21 protein-coding genes are annotated in these 19,355 nt (G+C 71.6%); 13 read left to right on the forward strand and 8 right to left on the reverse strand.

What is annotated here, in order from left to right:
- Window positions 1-669: class F sortase (locus KV102_RS11070; protein WP_308289424.1), on the reverse strand; the 669-nt coding region annotated here is incomplete at its 3' end.
- Window positions 653-1,429 (reverse strand): hypothetical protein, encoded by a 777-nt coding sequence (locus KV102_RS11075; RefSeq protein WP_220346328.1) that lies wholly within the window; start codon window positions 1,427-1,429, stop codon window positions 653-655. The genes KV102_RS11075 and KV102_RS11070, both read right to left, overlap by 17 nt.
- 207 nt (window positions 1,430-1,636) lie before the next feature.
- Between KV102_RS11075 and KV102_RS11080 the strand changes: the two genes are divergently transcribed.
- The 5 genes from KV102_RS11080 (at window position 1,637) to KV102_RS11100 (ending at window position 5,683) form a co-directional block, all read left to right on the forward strand.
- On the forward strand, window positions 1,637-2,575 hold the full coding sequence (locus KV102_RS11080) for an LLM class F420-dependent oxidoreductase (protein WP_220346329.1): 939 nt from the start codon (window positions 1,637-1,639) through the stop codon (window positions 2,573-2,575).
- Entirely contained in the window at window positions 2,568-3,293 is a 726-nt protein-coding gene (locus tag KV102_RS11085; protein ID WP_220346330.1) for a tyrosine-protein phosphatase, read from the forward strand. The genes KV102_RS11080 and KV102_RS11085 overlap by 8 nt, the downstream gene beginning before the upstream one ends.
- A 153-nt stretch (window positions 3,294-3,446) precedes the next feature.
- Window positions 3,447-4,088, forward strand: coding sequence for a hypothetical protein (locus tag KV102_RS11090; protein WP_220343776.1), 642 nt, complete (start codon window positions 3,447-3,449; stop codon window positions 4,086-4,088).
- Between the two features lie 221 nt (window positions 4,089-4,309).
- The gene (locus tag KV102_RS11095) at window positions 4,310-4,609 is read left to right on the forward strand and encodes a DUF1540 domain-containing protein (RefSeq protein ID WP_220343777.1); all 300 of its coding nucleotides are present in this window, start codon (window positions 4,310-4,312) and stop codon (window positions 4,607-4,609) included.
- A gap of 48 nt (window positions 4,610-4,657) precedes the next feature.
- Window positions 4,658-5,683, forward strand: coding sequence for a PHP domain-containing protein (locus KV102_RS11100; protein WP_220346331.1), 1,026 nt, complete (start codon window positions 4,658-4,660; stop codon window positions 5,681-5,683).
- A gap of 15 nt (window positions 5,684-5,698) precedes the next feature.
- Here the strand turns inward: KV102_RS11100 and KV102_RS11105 are convergent, their stop codons facing one another.
- Window positions 5,699-7,291: an FAD-binding oxidoreductase gene (locus KV102_RS11105; RefSeq protein WP_220346332.1), complete on the reverse strand. Its 1,593-nt coding sequence runs from the start codon at window positions 7,289-7,291 to the stop codon at window positions 5,699-5,701.
- Between the two features lie 73 nt (window positions 7,292-7,364).
- Between KV102_RS11105 and KV102_RS11110 the strand changes: the two genes are divergently transcribed.
- A complete protein-coding gene (locus tag KV102_RS11110; protein ID WP_220343780.1) occupies window positions 7,365-7,643 on the forward strand; it encodes a DUF2277 domain-containing protein in 279 nt (92 codons plus the stop codon).
- Here the strand turns inward: KV102_RS11110 and KV102_RS11115 are convergent.
- Together KV102_RS11115 and msrA are read right to left on the reverse strand one after the other, a co-directional pair.
- Window positions 7,640-8,713: a S9 family peptidase gene (locus KV102_RS11115; protein ID WP_255559601.1), complete on the reverse strand. Its 1,074-nt coding sequence runs from the start codon at window positions 8,711-8,713 to the stop codon at window positions 7,640-7,642. The two genes, KV102_RS11110 and KV102_RS11115, sit on opposite strands and share 4 nt — an antisense overlap.
- A gap of 4 nt (window positions 8,714-8,717) precedes the next feature.
- Window positions 8,718-9,353, reverse strand: coding sequence for a peptide-methionine (S)-S-oxide reductase MsrA (msrA, locus tag KV102_RS11120; protein WP_220343781.1), 636 nt, complete (start codon window positions 9,351-9,353; stop codon window positions 8,718-8,720).
- A 114-nt stretch (window positions 9,354-9,467) separates the two neighbouring features.
- Here msrA and KV102_RS11125 point away from each other — a divergent pair, with 114 nt between their 5' ends.
- Window positions 9,468-10,814, forward strand: a complete 1,347-nt coding sequence (locus KV102_RS11125; RefSeq protein WP_220343782.1) for an HNH endonuclease signature motif containing protein — start codon at window positions 9,468-9,470, stop codon at window positions 10,812-10,814.
- Window positions 10,815-10,831: 17 nt separating this feature from the next.
- On the opposite strand, the gene KV102_RS11130 is transcribed toward KV102_RS11125, so the two are convergent.
- Window positions 10,832-11,944 carry a zinc-binding alcohol dehydrogenase family protein gene (locus KV102_RS11130; protein WP_255560895.1) on the reverse strand — a complete coding sequence of 371 codons (1,113 nt, stop codon included), beginning with the start codon at window positions 11,942-11,944 and terminating at the stop codon, window positions 10,832-10,834.
- Window positions 11,945-11,966: 22 nt separating this feature from the next.
- Here KV102_RS11130 and KV102_RS11135 point away from each other — a divergent pair, with 22 nt between their 5' ends.
- From KV102_RS11135 to ilvA, 4 genes are read left to right on the forward strand one after another with little or no spacing between them, the layout of a single operon-like run.
- Complete coding sequence (locus KV102_RS11135) at window positions 11,967-13,133, forward strand: glycerophosphodiester phosphodiesterase (RefSeq protein ID WP_220343783.1); 1,167 nt, start codon at window positions 11,967-11,969, stop codon at window positions 13,131-13,133.
- A 60-nt stretch (window positions 13,134-13,193) separates the two neighbouring features.
- Entirely contained in the window at window positions 13,194-14,351 is a 1,158-nt protein-coding gene (locus tag KV102_RS11140; RefSeq protein WP_220343784.1) for a cystathionine gamma-synthase, read from the forward strand.
- Window positions 14,348-15,772, forward strand: coding sequence for an AI-2E family transporter (locus tag KV102_RS11145; RefSeq protein ID WP_255559599.1), 1,425 nt, complete (start codon window positions 14,348-14,350; stop codon window positions 15,770-15,772). Before KV102_RS11140 ends, KV102_RS11145 begins: the two co-directional genes overlap by 4 nt.
- 45 nt (window positions 15,773-15,817) lie before the next feature.
- Window positions 15,818-17,035: a threonine ammonia-lyase gene (gene ilvA / locus KV102_RS11150; RefSeq protein ID WP_220343785.1), complete on the forward strand. Its 1,218-nt coding sequence runs from the start codon at window positions 15,818-15,820 to the stop codon at window positions 17,033-17,035.
- Window positions 17,036-17,116: 81 nt separating this feature from the next.
- On the opposite strand, the gene greA is transcribed toward ilvA, so the two are convergent.
- Entirely contained in the window at window positions 17,117-17,629 is a 513-nt protein-coding gene (gene greA / locus KV102_RS11155; protein WP_220343786.1) for a transcription elongation factor GreA, read from the reverse strand.
- A gap of 92 nt (window positions 17,630-17,721) precedes the next feature.
- Window positions 17,722-18,123 carry a DUF4307 domain-containing protein gene (locus KV102_RS11160; protein ID WP_220343787.1) on the reverse strand — a complete coding sequence of 134 codons (402 nt, stop codon included), beginning with the start codon at window positions 18,121-18,123 and terminating at the stop codon, window positions 17,722-17,724.
- A 68-nt stretch (window positions 18,124-18,191) separates the two neighbouring features.
- Between KV102_RS11160 and mca the strand changes: the two genes are divergently transcribed.
- Window positions 18,192-19,043 carry a mycothiol conjugate amidase Mca gene (gene mca, locus KV102_RS11165; protein WP_220343788.1) on the forward strand — a complete coding sequence of 284 codons (852 nt, stop codon included), beginning with the start codon at window positions 18,192-18,194 and terminating at the stop codon, window positions 19,041-19,043.
- 21 nt (window positions 19,044-19,064) lie between these two features.
- Entirely contained in the window at window positions 19,065-19,268 is a 204-nt protein-coding gene (locus KV102_RS11170) for a hypothetical protein (RefSeq protein WP_220343789.1), read from the forward strand.
- Window positions 19,269-19,355: the final 87 nt, after the last annotated feature.

Here is a 19,355-nt window from a genome sequence, read left to right on the forward strand (position 1 = left end):
GACGGTGTTGGAGCGGTAGCCCGTGCCGTCCCAGTCCTCGCACGTGATGAGGAGGAGACGCGGGCGGCCCTTCTGTCGGAAGAGTCGTGCGGACTTCTCGGCGAGGGTCGCCTTGTCGTAGGTCTCCACCCGGCGGACGACGTAGCGGACGACTCCGCGCTTGGTCCTGACGGCGACCTTCGTGCCGGGCTCGAGTTGGCCGAGGTCGTCGAAAGCGCCTCCGCCTGTGTGGACCGTGTGTCCGGCGACCACGACCGTGCCCTTGGAGGCTCCCGGTCGTGCGCCGTCGTCCCACCAGCCGACCATCGAGGCGTCGGCGGGAGGGGTCAGCACTCCGTCGACGGCGCTCATCGGCGCGACCGGGGCGACAACCTCCAGTGCGGGCACCCGCACGAGGACCGGTTTGGCGGCGCGTCCGGCGGGCAGCTTGCGGGCGGGCGTCTCGGCAAGGATGGCCTCAGCGCTCTCGGAGGCGACCGGAGCGGCCGCGGTCGGTGTGCCGGAGCCGTCCTCGTCGTTGAACGACGCAGAGGCGCCGAAGGCCACCCAGGTGCAGAGGAGGCCCGCGGCGCCTGCAACGACGGCGACCGCCATCCGCACGCGGGCGCGCGCCCGGCGACGGGCACGCGCCTCGCGGCGGACGGTGACGAGATCAGGCTCGGTGGTCACCGCGCTTGCGCATCCGCATCAGGTAGGCCGCGGCGGCGAGGAGGACGGCGCCTCCGAGGCCCGCGACGGTGGCCATCCAGGTGGTGGACCCCGGCGTGGTGCTGCTCGTCAGACCGGCGTCGACAGCAGTCGGGGCGGTCTCGTCATCGCCTGCGACACCGTTGTCGCTGTCGTCATCGTCACCGGGAGCGGTCTCGGTCGCCGGGGCGACATCCTCCGACGGCGTCGGAGAGGTCTCCGTGGCGGGGCTGGTCGGCTCCGTCTCGGTCGGCTCGGTCGTCGGCTCCGTGGCGGGGCTGGTCGGCTCCGTCTCGGTCGGCTCCGTGGTCGGCTGGGTCGGGGTCGGCTCGGTCGTCGGCTCGGTCGTCGGAGTCTCAGACGGCGGGGGGGTCGCCGACGGCGACGGTGAGGGCGAGGGGGTCGGCTTGCCAGCCGGCACGTACGTGACCGAGTAGTGGACCACGTCCTTGCACGCGTGGCTGATCTTCACGCTCTCGGCCGGCGGGTTGACCTTGACGTACTCGACGCCGCGCTTGGAGTCGGTCTTCACGCAGTAGCCAGAGATGAGCTTGCCCTCGGGCGCCGTGATCTTCACGTACTTCTTGTCGCCCGTGGGTTCGAGCTTGCCGGTGTCCAGGTCCTTGCAGACCGAGGTGTGACCATAGGTGGTGGAGACAGTGGCGTGGGCGGGGGCGGAGATCAGGAGCGCAGGCAGCAGCACCAGTCCCGCCGCCGCGACGAGCTTCTTTGCAGCGCGCACGGTGGTTTGACTTCTTCCTCGACCCGTCACGCCGCGGGGGTAAGCAGCGAGGGGTCGGTCCGGGGGGTTGTCACAGGCCGAACTGGATACGTTCCAGGACGGCTCGCTACACACTAGGGCACAAAGGGCGCGACGCAACAGTCCTGCGAGGTGGGCCTGTGGATCGGCCCGGCACCGGGCGTTCGCCGTGGATGGCAGAGTGGGTGTATGGAGCTGCGAATCTTCACCGAGCCACAGCAGGGCGCCACGTACGACGACCTGCTGGCGGTCGCGCTGGCCACCGAGGAGCAGGGGTTCGGGGCCTTCTTCCGATCCGACCACTACCTGGTGATGGGAGGAGGTGACGGGCTCCCGGGGCCGACCGACGCCTGGACGACGCTCGCCGGTCTCGCCCGCGACACGTCGACCATCCGCCTCGGCACGCTGATGACGTCGGCCACGTTCCGGCACCCCGGCGTGCTTGCGATCCAGGTCGCGCAGGTCGACCAGATGAGCGGGGGCCGGGTCGAGATCGGGCTCGGCGCGGGCTGGTTCGCCGAGGAGCACGAGGCGTACGGCATCCCCTTCCCGTCGACGGGCGAACGCTTCGATCGGTTCGAGGAGCAGCTCGCGATCCTCACCGGGCTGTGGGAGACCCCGACGGGCAAGCGGTTCTCCTTCGCGGGAGAGCACTACACGCTGACCGACTCCCCGGCGCTGCCGAAGCCGACCCAGACGCCGCGTCCCCCGGTCGTCATCGGCGGGCACGGACGCCGCCGGACCCCGGCGCTCGCGGCTCGCTACGCCGACGAGTTCAACCTCCCGTTCACCCTGCCGGAGGAGCACCGGGCCAAGTACGACCGCGTGCGTGCCGCGTGCGAGGAGATCGGCCGCGACCCCGACGACCTCACCTACTCGAGCGCGCTCGTGGTGTGCTGCGGTCGCGACGAGGCGGAGATCCGACGTCGGGCGGAAGCCATCGGGCGCGACGTGGACGACCTGCGCACCAACGGACTCTGCGGGACGCCGCAGGAGGTGGTCGACCGGATCGCGACCTTCGCCGGCGAGGGGTCGCAGCGGATCTACCTGCAGGTGCTCGACCTCGCAGACCTCGACCACCTCGCGCTGCTCGGCGAGCAGGTGCTCCCCGAGGTGGCGGATGTCTGAGGCGACGACCACGCCCAACCTCCGCGACCTCGGTGGGCTGCCGACCGAGGACGGCGCCACGACGGTGCACGGTGTCCTGCTGCGCTCGGCCATGCCGAGCATCGACGACCGTGACCCTGGAGGGCTGCCGTGGCCGCCGAGTCTGGTCCTCGACCTGCGCTCGTCGGCGGAGTCCGGCCCCGAGCACCCTCTCGCCCCCACCGGTGCCACCGTGCGTCAGATCTCGCTGCTCGAGGCTCTGCGTCCCGACGGCCCTCAGTCGGCGAGCCCGCAGGTCGTGGCGCGGATGGCCACCGGCGGGCTGGAGGCGCTGTACCTCGGCATGCTGGAGGTGGCCCGCGCCGAGCTGGTGCAGGTCGCGACGCTGGTCGCCGACCACGACGGCGCGACGCTCCTGCACTGCGCGGCGGGCAAGGACCGTACGGGGGTGGCCGTGGCCATGCTGCTGCGTACGGCGGGTGTCTCGCGCGACGCGGTGGTGAAGGACTACCTGGCGACCGGCGCAGCGATGGACGCGGTGCTGCAGCGGCTCCGGATCGCACCGCAGATCGATCCGTCGCGACGTGCCCCCTCCTCCTACCTCGCGATCCCGCAGGACGCCATCGACGCCGTGCTCGACGTCTGGGACGCCCATCCCGGTGGGACGGCGGGCTGGCTGTACGACGCCGGGGCCGCCGCGCGGGTCGTGGACGGCCTGCGCACCCGCCTCGTCGGCTGAGGCTCCGCTTCACACAACCTGAGGGTGCCGTCACGTCTGTAACCCAGGGTTGCAGTCGACGTTACCTCTCAGTAGTCTGCGTGATCTACGACACAGACGGCCCGACCCCCGAGGGCGACCCCGCGAGCGTGCCGTCCAATGGGAGGGAGACCCATGTCCATCCGCAAGCAGCTCGGTGGCCTCGCCGCCGTCGGGGCCCTGGTCCTCGGCAGCCTCGTTGCCACGACCGCGCCCGCCAACGCACAGCCCGTCACGCTGCCGATCACGGGCACGGCCACCGTGGCCAAGCAGAACGCCACCCTGCAGATCCCCGAGGGTGCCTCGCTCGACGGTGACTTCAACTTCGGCCCGCCGATCACGGTCGTCGGAGACGTCAACATTCCCCCGATCGAGGCCCACATCCGCCTCCTCGGCATCCCCGGGCTCGGTGACACGACCTCCACCGTGAAGCTGGTCCAGACCAGCCCGACGGCGGCCACCGTCGGTGAAGACGGCGTGGTCAGCGTCGACCTCTCGTTCCGGCTGGCTGTCCCGCGGGTCTCCTCCGACCTCCTGCCGTTCCTCAACATCGTCCGCAGCGGCTGTGGCACGGGTGAGATCACCACGACGCTCCGCTCGACAACGCCCTTCTCGCTCACCGAGCCGGTGCAGCTCGAGGGTGAGTACACGATCCCGAAGTTCCAGGGCTGCGGCTACAAGATCGGTCCGACCAGCGGTCGCGACCTGCTCCTCACCTCGCTGCTCTCGGGCAGCGGCAACAAGATGACGCTGCAGGCTGGCCCGATCCAGTTCTGAGCGCCTCGAGCCGGGCACCGCGCGCGTCACGCCCACGTACGCGCCGGTGCCCGCAAGACCACTGGGTCCGGTGTCCGGGAGGGACGGCACCGGACCCAGTGTCGTGTCCAGGGGTCGTTCTCCGGGGGAAGCCTCGCCTAAGGTGACGGCCGCTGAGTCTTGCCTTACGGCGGGGACCCCGTTCTAGCCTGAGGCACTGGCCATCGAGCAGGGGGCACGGCATGAGCGTCACGGATCTTCCCGCGGTCAACGGGTGCGCAGCGGCAGGCTGCTCCTACAACCACGAGCACGAGTGCCACGCCGGCGCGATCACGATCTCCGGCACGGTGGACGACCCGCTGTGCGGCACGTTCCTCGACATCGGACCGAGCGGAGGCCTCTCCAAGGTGGTGGCGCGCGTCGGAGCGTGCCACCGTACGGACTGTGTTCACAACGCAGAGCTCGAGTGCACCGCCGACGCCATCCGGGTCGGGCCCGGCAAGGACAAGGCCGACTGCCTCACCTACCAGATGCGGGTCTGACCGCGGTCGTACGACCGACGCGTCGCGAGCGACGGCCCGGTGCCGGGGATGAATCTCACCGACACCGGGCCGTCTGCTGCCCTGCGTGAGATCGCCTACCTGCTGGAGCGCTCCCGTTCCGAGCCGCGGCGGCCCATGGCCTACCGCAAGGCCGCGGACGTCTACGACGCCCTCGACGAGGACCGTCGGGCGCAGCTGGCCGAGCGGGACTCCTGGTCGGAGCTGAGCGGTGTCGGAGCCAAGACGGCGGCGGTGATCGCGCAGGCCTCAGCCGGCCGGGTGCCCGACACCCTCGCGCGGCTGCGGGAGGAGGACGAGCCGGTCCCTGGTGACGACACCGCCCTGCGTGCGGCCCTGCGCGGCGACCTCCACACGCACTCCACCTGGTCCGACGGCGGAGCGTCGATCGAGGAGATGATGCGGACCGCGGTCCGGCTCGGCCACGACTACTGCGCGCTGACCGACCACTCGCCCCGGCTCACGGTGGCCCGCGGGCTCTCTCCTGAGCGGCTCCGTGAGCAGCTGGACGTCGTGGAGCGGCTCAACGAGGAGCTGTCGCCGTTCCGGGTCCTCACCGGCATCGAGGTCGACATCCTCGACGACGGGAGCCTCGACCAGGAGCCTGAGCTGCTGGAGCGCCTCGACGTGGTCGTCGCGAGCGTGCACTCGCGGTTGAAGGACGATGCCGACACGATGACCCGGCGCATGGTGGCCGCGGTCGCGAATCCCCACACCGACGTCCTCGGCCACGTCACAGGGAGGCTGGTGGAGGGATCGCGGGGCACACGGGCGGAGTCGGCTTTCAACCCCGAGATCGTGTTCGAGGCGTGCAAGCAGTTCGACACCGCGCTCGAGATCAACAGCAGACCCGAACGCCGTGACCCGCCGTCGCGGCTGCTCGACGTCGCGGTCGAGCGCGGGTGCCTCTTCTCGATCGACACCGACGCGCACGCGCCTGGTCAGCTCTCCTGGCAGGGGCTCGCCTGCGTGCGTGCCGAGGCGGCAGGCATCACCGCCGAACGCGTCGTCGACACGTGGCCTCTCGACGAGCTCCTCGCGTGGACGCGGCGCTGAGGGCCGGCCCGGTCCTCACAGGAGGACGCCGGGGTTGAGGATCCCCGCCGGGTCGAGGGCGCGCTTGACCGCGGCGAGCGCGGCGGCGTACGGCTCGGGCCGCTGCTCGTCGTACCAGCGCCGGTGGTCGCGTCCGACCGCGTGGTGGTGCGTGATCGTGCCGCCGTGGGCGACGATCGCCTCCGACACGGCGGCCTTCACCTCGTCCCACTGGGAGACGAGGCCGTCCCAGCGCCCGGCGGCGTAGACCGAGTAGTACGGCGCGGGGCCGTCGGGATAGACGTGGGTGAACCGGCAGGTCACGACCCCCACGCCGCAGACCTCCCGGACGGCGTCCGTGGCGGCGGTCGTGATCGCCGCGTGCAGCGCGGGGAAGCGGTCCCACGTCGTCGCGGTCTCGAACGTCTCGGCGATCACCGAGCGTTGCACCAGCGCGTCACGCTGGTAGGGCATCCGCAGGAACGACGAGCGCCACGTCGACGCCGAGGCGTCGCGCGCGCCGCCCGGCGGAGACGCTCCGGCGAGGATGCCGCCCAGGTCGTGGCAGATCTCGACCGCCCGTTCCAGCGCGGCGTCGACCGGGTGGTCCGCCGACTCGAACCCCAGCACGAGGACGCCACCGCCCACCGAGACGCCGGCGTTGAGGAAGGCCTCGGCCGGGTCGAGGAGACGACAGTTCGCCGGGTGCAGGCCCGACTGCGCCAGGTGGCGCACCGCCTCGACGGCCGACGCCCAGTCGGCGAAGTGCACCGAGCTGCCGGCGCGCCACTGCGGCCGGTCCTGGAGACGCATCCATGCCTCGGTGATGACGCCGAGCGTGCCCTCGGACCCGAGAAACAACCGGTCGGGGGACGGTCCCGCACCCGAGCCCGGCAGTCGTCGCGACTCACCGGTCCCGTACGGCGAGATGACGCGCATCGACTCGGTCAGCTCGTCGATGTGGGTGTGCAGCGTCGCGAAGTGCCCGCCCGCGCGGGTCGCGAGCCAGCCGCCCAGCGACGAGTAGGCGAAGGACTGCGGGAAGTGCCGGAGCGTCAGGTCGTACGGCCGGAGCTGGTCCTCGAGGTGCGGGCCGAGGACGCCGGCCTGGATCCGGGCGGCACGGCTGGTCCGGTCGACCTCGAGCACCTGGTCCATCGCGCTCACGTCGAGCGACACCGCGCCGGCGAAGTCACCGTCGAGCCGCGGCTCGACGCCGCCGACCACGGAGGTGCCGCCCCCATACGGGACGACGGCGACGTCCGCGCCCGAGCACCAGTCGAGGATGGCGACGACATCGGCCTCGGTGCGCGGCCGGAGCACGAGGTCGGGCGCGTTCGCGAGGTCGCCCCGGAGGTTGCGCACGATGTCACGGAACGCCTTGCCGTGGGTGTGCGCGGCGCGGTCGACGGGGTCGACGGAGCAGAGGTGGTCCAGCGACGGCGGTGGGGTCACCCGCCGGGCGGGGAGGAGGTCGTCGTCGACGACAGGTGGGGCGTGGACGGTGAGGTCCTGTGACGGCATCAGCGCGGCCGTACGGCTGACCAGCGCGTCCGTCTCACCCGAGTCGAGCGCCTCCTCGAGCGTGCCCCATCCCCACCACGATCGCGTCGCACCGTCGCTCACCATGGCGGGCGACTCTACGGCACCGGGTGGCGCCGAGGCCGTGACGAGGTCCGCCCGGCGGCGTAGCGTGGACGACATGTGCCGCAACATCCGGACCCTCCACAACTTCGAGCCGCACGCGACCGACGACGAGATCGAGGCCGCGGCGCTCCAGTACGTCCGCAAGGTCAGCGGGATGACCAAGCCGTCGCAGACGAACGCCGAGGTGTTCGAGCAGGCGGTGCGCGAGGTCGCGCACGTCACCCAGCACCTCCTTGCCGACCTGGTCACGCAGGCGCCGCCCAAGGACCGCGAGGTCGAGGCCGAGAAGGCCAAGGCGCGCGCCGCCAAGCGCTACGCCTCGATGGCGGGCTAGCCCATCTCGGTCCGCAGGAAGCGCACCGTGCGCCGCATCGACTGCGGCCACTGCGGCCCGAAGGCGTGTCCTTCTCCGGCGTACGTCACGAGCTCGACATCCTTGCCTGCGCGCTCGAAGGCCGCGGCGGTCTGCTCGGACCAGCGCGGAGGGCAGGTGTCGTCGGCGGTCCCGTGCAGCATCAGCAGCGGCTCGGTCACGCGGTCGACGTAGGTCCGGGGAGACACCTGCTTCCAGAAGCCCGGGGCATCTTCCGGCGAGCCGTGCCGGCGGACGATCTGGCGGGCCACCTCCGGGCGCTCGGCGGCCGTCCAGCGTTCGTAGTTGTCGACCGTGTCGCTGCTCACGGACGCGAACACGACCGCGGCGTCGACGAGCCCCGGCTTCGTGACGAGGACGTTCTGGACGACGCCTCCCCCCATCGAACGGCCGACGAGGCCGACGCGGTCGCCGTCGAGGCGCGGGTCGCCGGAGCGGCGGACGGCGAGGACCGCGTTGATGACGTCCTCGGTGTAGCCGAGCCGGAGGTCGCGCTCGGCGGTCGGGTCGTCGTCCGAGCCGGCGTGGTTGCGGTAGTCGACGTGGAGGACGGCATACCCCGCGCGCGCGAGGTAGTCCTGCTCGCGCGTCATCCCGCGGCCGCTGGTGTAGACGGCCGGGTCGATGTAGCCGTGCGCCAGGATCAGCACGGGGAACGGGCCACGACCCCGGGGGACGACGAGGATCCCCGAGATCCGGAGGTCGCCGCTGCGGTAGGTGACCGCACGCCGCGTGTAGGCCTCGGTGGTGGCGAGCGTCTCCCCGAGACGCAGCGCTCGGCCGTCGTACTCCTTCGCCATCAGCGCCGGGAGGGACACCGGGCTGCCGGCGGCGGGGAGTGCGGGCGTCGCGGTGGGGTCGGGCCGGTCGGCGGCAGACGGCTCGGAGACCGACGGCTCGGAGACCGGCTCCGTCGTGGCGCCGGGCGGTGACGACGGAGCCGTGTCGCCGGTCGTCCGCTCGCTGGTGCACGCCGCGGCCGCCACAAGGGCGACCGCGGCGACCACCGTGCGGACCGGCGCTCCCTGCATGCGATCAGCTCGTGGCGTACGCGATGCCGGTGGAGTGGTTCGGGCAGTAGCCGAACGGGTTCTTCACGAGGTACTGCTGGTGGTAGTCCTCCGCGTACCAGTAGTCGCCCAGCGGCCGGATCTCGGTGGTGATCTCGCCGTAGCCGGAGGCGGTCATCCGCTTCTGGTACGCCGCGCGCGACGCCTCGGCCTTCTCGAGCTGCTCCGGCGTGGTCGTGTAGATGACCGAGCGGTACTGCGTGCCACGGTCGTTGCCCTGCCGCATCCCCTGGGTGGGGTCATGGTTCTCCCAGAAGACCCTGAGCAGGTCGTCGAAGGAGACCTTGGCCGGGTCGTAGATCACGCGGACGACCTCGGCGTGCCCGGTGCGGCCGCTGCAGACCTCCTCGTACGTGGGGTTCTTGGTGAAGCCGCCGGCGTAGCCGACCGATGTCGACCAGACTCCCGGCACGTTCCAGAAGGTCTGCTCCTCACCCCAGAAGCATCCGAGACCGAAGACGACGGCCTCGTAGCCCTCCGGTGGCTCGGTCATGATCGGCGTGCCGAGCACGAGGTGCTCGTCACCGACCGAGAACGGACGGGCCTCGCGGCCGGGAAGGGCCTGGTCGGGGGAGATGAGGTGAGTCTTGAACGAGAACATCTGTTTCCTCCTCGGGTGCTCCACCTACAACCATGCCTGCCGCTTCAGTGTTCCCGATCTGACCGGTGGACAACGTCCTCACCCTTGTCGCTCGTCCGCGCTAGAATCGAACACATGAGCGATCCGATGACAGAGCTCCTGCTCACCGGCCTGCTGGAGCGGGTCGGTGAGGCGGTCGCGGCCGCGCTCGCACGGATCGACGCCGCCGAGGAGGAGGCGGTGGCCGCGGGTGCCGGTGCGGTGGAGGCGGTGGCCCTGTGCGAGGTCATCGTGCGCATGGCGCAGGCGTGCCAGACCGACGCGGTCGCCGACCTCGACGTCCGTCGGCGGGAGGTGCTCGGTCCGCACACCGACGAGCGGGAGGTCTGCCGGTCGTTGTTCGCCGAGATCGGGCTCGCGCGCCAGGCCTCGGCCACCGCCGGGGAGTCCACCTACCGGCTCACCCGCGACCTGGAGCACCATCCGGCAGCCCGCAGACTCCTGCAGGACGGCGTCGTCAACCAGTCCGTCGTCGCCGCGGTCTGCCGGGAGACGGTCTACCTTGCTCCGGACCAGCGCGCCGAGGTCGACGCCGAGCTGGCGCCGTTCCTGGCCGTGCTGGGTCCTCGGCGTGCCGCCGCGGCCGCCCGGCGGCTGGTCATCGAGAAGGACCCGCATGCTGCGTTCGTGCGGACGGTGCGCGCTCGCGACGAGCGCCACGTGCGGCTGCGACCGGAGCTCGACGCGATGGCAACCCTGTCGATCTGCGCACCTGCGGCACAGCTCGCCCCCGTGTGGGAGCGGCTCGACCACGAGGCGTCGGCCCGTCACTCCGACGGAGATCCCCGCACCATCGCGCAGCTCACCTCCGACCTTGCCGTCGAGCGGCTCGCCGGGGCCTCGGTGACCGCCGACGGCGCGCTCGCCATCGTCACCGAGATCGGCGTGCTGATGCGCCCGGAGACGCTGTACGGCACCGACGACGTGGCCGCGGTGCTCCGGGGCTACGGGCCGGTGCCCGGTGAGCTCGCGCGTCGCCTCGCCTCGGGAGAGCAGGGGTGGGTGCGCCGATTCTTCACGCGACCCGACGGTCACGGCCTTGAGGCCGTCGATCCCCGTCGGCGTCGCTTCCCGGCCGGCGTCGCTCGGCTGGTCCGGGCCACCGACGAGCTCTGCGCCCGTCCGTGGTGCGAGTGCCGTGTGCGCGAGATCGACCACACGACCCCGTATGCACGCGGCGGAGAGACGGTGCTCGACAACGCGCAGGGGGTCTGCCGCACCGACAACCTCCTCAAGGAGACGCGAGGGTGGCGGGTCGACCGCGACCACGCCAGGAGCCTTACCTGGACGACGCCCACGGGTCGGCGTTATGTGTCCGCGGGCGCGGTGGGCGGTCCGGTCAGGCCATTCGGCCCTGGTGAGGACCGGTGGTCTCCGATGGAGGACCGGCTACGGCACCTCGTCACCGTCTCCAGGACCTGACAGGTGCAGCAGCCACCTCACGGCACGAGCACCGCCGCGCCGTCGAAGCGACCTGCCTTGAGGTCTCGCAGCGCGGAGAGTCCCTCCTCGAGGGGGTACGGGTGGGTCGTCGCTCGGACCCCGTGACGGACGGCGAGATCGAGGAAGGCCCGTCCGTCGTCGCGCGTGTTGGCGGTGACCGAGCGCAGCTCCTTCTCGTAGAACAGCTCCGACTCGTAGACGAGAGGGGGCGTGTCCGAGAGGTGGATGCCGGCGACGGCGAGCACCCCGCCACGGTCCAGGGCACGCAGCGCCACAGGGACGAGATCGCCGACCGGCGCGAAGAGGACCGCGGCGTCGAGGGGTTCCGGCGGCGCGTCGTACGCGCCACCGGCCGAGGCCGCCCCGAGGTCCAGCGCGAGCCGCTGCGCCGCGGCGTCGCGCGTCAGCACGTGGACCGTCGCCCCGGCAGCGATCGCGACCTGAGCACACAGGTGGGCGCTGCCGCCGAAGCCGTACAGGCCGAGTCTTCCTCCCTCGGGGAGCGCGGCGCGGCGCAGGGCGCGGTAGCCGATGATCCCGGCACAGAGCAGCGGTGCCAGCGACACGGCGGCGACGTCGTCGGGGAGCCGGTAGGCAAAGGCGGCGGGGACCGTCGCGAACTCGGCGTAGCCGCCGTCGGCGTCCCAGCCGGTGAAACGTCCGTACGGGCAGAGGTTCTCCGCTCCCCGCACGCACCAGCGGCAACGCCCGCAGGTGTGCCGCAACCACGCGATGCCGACCCGGTCACCGGTCGACCAGCCGTCGAGGGCACCGCCGTGGACCCCGCCGCCGTCCCCGACGACCCGACCGACAACCTCGTGCCCGGGGACGACGCGGTGACGATGGACGGGCAGGTCCCCTTCCGCCACGTGAAGGTCCGTGCGGCACACGCCACAGGCCTCGACCCGGACGAGCAGCTCGCCCGGCAGCGGGGAGGGCAGCGGAACCTCGACGAGCTCGAGCGGTGGGTCGCCGCCACCGGCCACCGGCCCCGGCGACGTCACCCGCCACGCACGCATCACGTCGGGCAGGTCCCGGGCTCCGCCTCCGCCCTCCGGAGTTCGTCCACCGTTCATGCGCACCACCTCGGGGAGCTGCCGCGACGCCATCCGGGGACGCTGCGATGTCCCCATGAGAACACGTCGCACGACCATCCTCCTGGGGATCGCCGCCTCCCTCGTCGCGCCCGCGATCGTCGTCGCCGGCGGCCCCGCCGCCGCAGGCACCCCCGGCACGGCCACCGACCGACCCGACCGCGTGGCGGGCGCGTTCCACCACACGGCCCGCCTGCCTGTCGTGATCGCGCACCGCGGTGCGTCCGGCTACCGCCCGGAGCACACCATCGCCGCCTACGGGCTCGCGATCCGGCAGGGCGCGGACGTCATCGAGCCCGATCTGGTGATCACCAAGGACAAGGTGCTCGTCGCCCGCCACGAGAACGAGATCGGGGGCACCACCGACGTCGCCGACCACCCGCGGTTCAACGCTCGCCGCACGACCAAGACCATCGACGGCCGCCCGGTCACCGGATGGTTCACCGAGGACTTCACCCTCGCAGAGCTGAAGACGCTGCGGGCCAAGGAGCGGTTGCCGCTCGTCCGACCCGGGAACACCGTCTACGACGGTCGGTTCACCGTCCCCACCTTCGACGAGGTGCTCGACCTGGCGCGCAGGGAGAGCCTCCGCCGAGGCCGCCCCATCGGTGTCGCCCCCGAGACCAAGCACCCCACGTACTTCCGCTCGATCGGCAAGAACCTCGAGGACCCGCTCGTCCGAACCCTGGACCGTCGGGGTCTCAACCACCGCCGGTCGCCGGTCACCGTCCAGTCGTTCGAGACCGCGAACCTGCAGGCGCTCTCGAGGCGGCTGCGGGTCCCGCTCGCGCAGAACGTCAGTGCGTCGGGATCTCCGTACGACCACGTGGCGTCGGGAGACCCCACGACGTACGCCGACATGGTGACCCCGAAGGGACTTCGTGCCCTCTCCCGCTATGCCGACATCCTGAGCGCGGAGAAGGACGTACTGATCCCGCGGACCGCGGACGGCGCGCTCGCCGATCCCACGACCGTCGTGCGCGACGCCCACCGGAGCGGGTTGGACGTGTACGCCTGGACGTTCCGGGCGGAGAACCAGTTCCTTCCGGCCGACTTCCGCCGGGGCACCGATCCCCGTGCCCGCGGCAACCTCCGCGGCGAGCTGCGGACCTTCTACGCCGCCGGGGTCGACGGGGTCTTCACCGACTTCCCCGACGTGGCCGTCGCCGCACGATCGCGGCAGGGTGCGCTGCCTCACCGATGAGGTGACAGCGCCTGATCCGGCCATCCATGCGCCGTACCACGAACGGATACGCTCGCGGGTGTGAGCGACTTCGGTTTCGAGACACGGGCCATCCACGCGGGCCAGGACCCCGATCCCCGTACGGGCGCGGTGACGCCCCCGATCTATGCGACCAGCACCTACAAGCAGGACGGTGTGGGAGGGCTCCGCGAGGGCTACGAGTACTCGCGGAGCGCCAATCCCACCCGTACCGCCCTCGAGGAGTGCCTCGCCGCGCTCGAGCACGGCGAGCGCGGGTTCGCCTTCGCCAGCGGCCTCGCGGCCGAGGACACCCTGCTGCGCGCCCTGACCCAGCCCGGTGACCACGTGGTGATCCCCGACGACGCGTACGGCGGGACCTACCGTCTCTTCGACAAGGTCCACGCCCGCTGGGGCCTGGAGTACGACCCGGTCTCGATCTCCGACGTGGAGGCGGTCCGCGCGGCCGTCGTCCCGGGGACGACCCGGATCGTGTGGGTCGAGACACCGACCAACCCGCTCCTCGGCATCGCCGACATCCAGGCCCTCGCCGAGGTGGCGCACGCCGCCGACGCCTTGCTGGTCGTCGACAACACGTTCGCGTCGTCCTACCTCCAGCAGCCGCTCGAGCTTGGTGCCGACATCGTCGTGCACTCGACGACCAAGTACGCCGGCGGTCACTCCGACGTCGTCGGTGGCGCGATCGTCGTGCGCGACGCGGGGATCGGCGAGCAGATTTCCTTCCACCAGAACTCCATGGGTGCAGTCGCCGGGCCGTTCGACTCGTGGCTGGTCCTGCGCGGGCTCCGCACGCTCGCCCTCCGGATGGACCGGCACAGCGACAACGCGGAGCGCGTCGTGGCCTTCCTCCAGAGCCGACCCGAGGTGTCCCAGGTCATCTACCCCGGACTTCCCGAGCACCCCGGCCACGCGGTGGCCGCCCGGCAGATGAAGCGCTTCGGCGGCATGGTGTCCTTCCGGATGGCTGCGGGCGAGGGTGCCGCCCTCGAGGTCGTCGAGCACACCCAGCTCTTCACGCTGGCCGAGTCGCTGGGCGGCGTCGAGTCGCTGATCGAGCATCCCGGTCGGATGACCCACGCGTCCGCGGCCGGCTCCCCGCTGGAGGTGCCCGCCGACCTGGTGCGCGTCAGCGTCGGCATCGAGACGGCCGACGACCTCGTCGCGGACCTCGCGACGGCCTTCGAGCGGCTGGCGCGATGACTCCGGGCCGGAAGGACGGGCTCCCGCCCGACGGTGACGACGGCGCTGTCGGCGACGGGAGAGGCCCGGTAGGCGACGGGAGAGGCGCCGACGGCAACGGGGAGACCGTCGCGGCCGACGCGTCGCTGTCCGACGGGCCGTCGGTCGCCATCTCGTCCTCCCCGTCCCGTCGCGACCGCCTCGACGAGCTCGTGGAGCGGATGCGAGCGACCGCACGGCGCGATCTCGCGGCGCGGGACGACCGGGCAGGCGTCCTCGGCGATCCTGTCCCGACCTCGAGCCCGTACGCCGCGCTCCCTCCGGCCACACCTGCCGACGCGACCCCTCCCAACGTCCCGTACGGCATCGCGCTGGCCGCCTCGTGGGGCTGGCGTCTCATCATCATCGCCGCCGCAGGGCTGGGGCTCATGTGGCTGCTCGGCTTCTTCTCCGAGATCACCATCCCGGTCGCGATCGCGATCCTCGTCACCGCGCTGATCAGGCCCTTCGTCGACCGCTTCGAGCGGCTCCACGTGCCTCGGGCGCTCGCGACGCTGCTGGTGATGGTCCTGGGGATCGGCGCCGTCGTCGGGATGCTGACCCTGGTCGGGCAGCAGGTCTCCGCGCAGTTCGACGACCTGCGGACCAAGGTGGTCGACGGCCTGGAAGAGATCCAGGACTGGGCGCGCACCGGGCCACTCGGACTCAGCGACGCCCAGCTCAACGCCGGGATCGACCGCGTCACGGGCACCATCGAGGCGTGGGGGAGCAGCGGCACGGGGGTCGTCGACCGCGTCACCGAGCTGGGGACGACGGTGACCCACCTGCTCGCAGGGTTCTTCATCGTCTTGTTCGCGACGTACTTCTTCCTCTACCAGGGCGGTCGGATCTGGGACTGGGTCGTCCGGATCTTCCCGCGCAACGCCCGCAGCCCCGTCGACACCTCCGGACGCGTCGCCTGGGCCTCGCTGACGGCCTTCGTCCGCGCCACCGTGCTGGTCGCGCTCGTCGACGCGATCGGGATCGCCGGTGTGGCGTGGGGCCTCGGGGTGCCACTGGTCCTCGCGATCGCCACCCTCGTGTTCCTGGGTGCGTTCGTGCCGATCGTGGGCGCGTTCGTCTCCGGGCTCGTGGCGGTCCTCGTCGCGCTCGTGGCCCAGGGTCCGTGGACGGCGATCTTCATGCTGCTGGGCGTGATCGCGGTCCAGCAGGTCGAGGCCCACATCCTCCAGCCGTTCCTCATGGGGCATCTCGTGCAGCTCCACCCGCTGGCGATCATCCTCGCGATCGCCGCCGGCGTGACCGTCGCCGGGATCGTCGGAGCGCTGCTCGCCGTCCCGCTCGCGGCCTGCGTCAATGCGGTCGTACGCCACCTCTCGGAGCGTGGCGACCCGGCCAGGGTGGCGCCGGCGAGCGGCTCACCGCCGCTCGTCGCCGAGTAGCGGTCGACCGTCCGCCGCCCTGGTGCCCGTCCTAGGGTGGAGGCCATGACCGTCACCCTCGACGACGTCCGCGCGGCTGCGGCCCTCCTCACCGACGTGGCCGTACGCACGCCGATCGAGTCCTCGCGCCCGCTCAGCGCGCTCCTCGGACGACCCGTGCTGCTCAAGGCCGAGAACCTCCAGCGGGCCGGGTCGTTCAAGATCCGTGGCGCGTACGTCCGGATCTCCCACCTCTCGGCCCAGGAGAAGGCTCGCGGCGTGGTCGCCGCCAGCGCGGGCAACCACGCGCAGGGCGTCGCTCTCGCCGCCTCGCTGCTCGGGACCACCGCGACCGTCTTCATGCCGGAGGGGGCGCCGTTGCCCAAGCTGGCCGCGACCCGCGACTACGGAGCCCGGATCGAGCTCGCGGGAACGTCGGTCGAGTCGGCGCTCGAGGCCGCCCGCGCCTACTCCGAGCGCACCGGGGCCGTCCTCATCCACCCGTTCGACCACCCCGACATCGTCGCAGGACAGGGCACGCTCGGACTCGAGCTGCTGGAGCAGGTGCCTGACGCCTCGACGATCGTCGTTCCGGTCGGCGGTGGTGGACTCATCGCCGGCGTGGCGCTCGCCGTCCGCACGCTACGACCCGACGTCCGGATCGTCGGGGTCCAGTCCGAGCGCGTCGCCCCGTACCCGGTGTCGCTCGCCGAGGGACGGCCGACGTCGGTCGTCGCGCAGCGCACCATGGCCGACGGCATCGCGGTCTCGCTGCCCGGCCACGTGCCGTACGAGGAGATCGCGCGCTACGTCGACCGCATCGTCACGGTGACCGAGGAGGCGCTGAGCGAGGCGCTCCTGCTCCTGCTCGAGCGCGCCAAGCTGGTCGTCGAGCCGGCGGGGGCCGCCGGCGTCGCCGCGATCATGCAGCATCCCGAGCTCTTCGCCGACGACAGCGAAGGCCCGCTGGTGTGCGTGCTCAGCGGCGGCAACATCGACCCGCTGCTCCTGATGAACGTGGTCCGGCACGGCCTGGCCGCGGCGGGACGCTTCCTGTCGTTCCGGGTGAGGATCTCCGACCGGCCGGGCTCGCTGGAGATCCTCCTGAGGGTCCTCGCCGAGATGGCGGTCAGTGTCCTCGACGTGATCCACGAGCGGACGTCCTCGACCCTCGCCATGGACGAGGTGGAGGTGACGCTGAGCGTCGAGACTCGCGGGCCGGAGCACCGCTTCGCCGTCGAGCAGGCGCTGCGCGACCAGGGTTACGTGATCACCTACACCTGAGCCGGGGAGTGGGGAGACGCCGACGGCACCCGCGCCCTGGGGCGACGGGTGCCGTCGGCTCTGTCGGAGGCCGGTCGCGGGTCAGGCCACGTACGGCTTGGCGTCGACGATCTCGACCGTCAGCTCGCGCCCGTTGGGCGCGGCGTACGTCGCGGAGTCGCCGGCCTTCTTGCCGTTGATCGCCGAGCCGAGCGGCGACTGCGGGGAGTAGACCTGGATCTCGACCGAGGCGTCGAGCCCGAGCATCTCGCGGGAACCGAGGAGGAACGTCTCCGTGTCGTCGTCACCGGCGAACGTGATGGTCACGACCATGCCGGGCTCGACCAGACCATCGTCAGCGGGCGCCTCGCCGACCTCGGCGCGGCGCAGCATGTCCTCGAGCTGGCGGATCCGGGCCTCGGACTTCCCCTGCTCCTCACGAGCCGCGTGGTAGCCGCCGTTCTCGCGCAGGTCGCCCTCCTCGCGGGCGTCGGCGATCCTCGTCGTGATCTCCTGGCGAGCGGGGCCACGAAGATGGTCCAGCTCCGCCTGGAGGCGGTCGTACGCCTCCTGGGTGAGCCAGACCGTGTTCTTCTCTTCGTTCGACGTCGTCATGGGAAAAGCTCCTTGGATGTAACAAACCCCAGACGTCACGCCTGGGGCTGAACCTTGAGCCTAGCAACAGCCAGGCTCTCGGCCAAGCATCCTCAGTCGGCGAGGCGGCAGCTCACGACCGTCGCGGTCACCGCACGGCGCTCGGTCGCGACCACGTCCCTGACCTGGATCTCGTCGGTATCGGTGCGGTCCACGCGGATGGTCGCCTCGCCCACGTACGAGTGGTCCTCGGCCTGCGCGGCCACCTCGCACAAGGCAGGGTCGCCCGAGGGGTGCAGCACGCGGACCGTCACCGAGATCTCGTGGTCGGAGAGCACCTTGTACGCGACGACGTCGGCCTGGAAGGAGTCACCGGCCTGGGCCTGCGCGACGAACCACGCCGCGATGACGCCGAGCGTCACGCCGACGGCGGCGATGACCGTCCAGGTGCGGCGGCTCAGCGTCCGGCGTTCTCCGTACCGGCTGGTGGAGAGAGCGGGGTCGGTCACGGGCATGCCACCATTGTGACCGAGCGACCCACACGACCCACCGGAGGACTGCTGTGCCGGACAACTTGCGCCTGATGCACGTCCACGCCCACCCCGACGACGAATCGAGCAAAGGGGCGGCGTCGACGGCGAGGTACGTCGCCGAGGGCGTCGACGTCCACGTCGCCACGTGCACCGGCGGTGAGCGCGGCTCGATCCTCAACCCGAGCTTCGACCACCCGGGGATCCTCGAGAACCCCGAGCTGATCGTCGAGATCCGGCGCGAGGAGATGGACCGGGCGCGAGAGATCCTCGGGATCAAGCAGGACTGGCTGGGCTTCGTCGACTCCGGGTGGCCCGAGGGCGACCCGCTGCCTCCGCTGCCGGAGGGATGCTTCGCCCTGGTGCCGGTCGAGGAGGCCGCGAAGCCACTGATCGCGCTGATGCGGTCGTTCCGCCCGCACGTCGTGACGACGTACGACGAGAACGGGGGCTACCCGCACCCCGACCACATCATGTGCCACAAGATCTCGGTGTACGCGTTCGAGAAGGCCGGAGACGCCGACGCCTATCCCGAGCTCGGCGAGCCCTGGCAGCCGCAGAAGCTGTACTACCACCGGGGCTGGTCCCGGGCCCGCGCCGAGGCGATCGACTCGGCGCTGGAGCGGCACGGGCTCGAGCCGGTCTACCGTGAGCGGCTCAAGGAGTGGACGTTCGACCCGGACGAGGACCAGCGGCTCACCACGCGCGTCCCCTGCTCGGACTACTTCGGCGTCGCCGACGACGCGCTGCGGGCCCACGCCACCCAGATCGACCCCGACGGCCACTGGTTCGCGATCCCCCGGGAGGTCCGGGCCGAGGCGTGGCCCACCGAGGACTACGAGCTGGTGACGTCGTTCGTGGAGACGTCGGTGCCCGAGGACGACCTGTTCGCCGGTCTGCGCTGAGGGCGGGCGTAGGCTGGAGGCATGTCCACCGCTGTGCTCGCCGCCGCCGAGCAGATCAACTTCAAGCCTGCCGGCTGGGTCGCGCTCTTCATCATCCTCGCGCTGTGCGTGGGCCTCTACTTCCTCATGCGCAGCATGTCGCACCAGATGAAGAAGGTGGACTTCGACGAGTCGGCCACGGAGCGTCCTCGCCCGTCGGCCGAGGAGCCGCGCGACGACGCCTGACCGTCGGCCCGGGTCATCCCGGGCAACAGCCGCGCGGTCCCTGACCCTCTCCTGTGCACGATGGTCGAGTCGCCTGCCGATCTCCGG

This window comes from Mumia sp. zg.B53, from assembly GCF_019550935.1.
Classification (GTDB): domain Bacteria; phylum Actinomycetota; class Actinomycetes; order Propionibacteriales; family Nocardioidaceae; genus Mumia.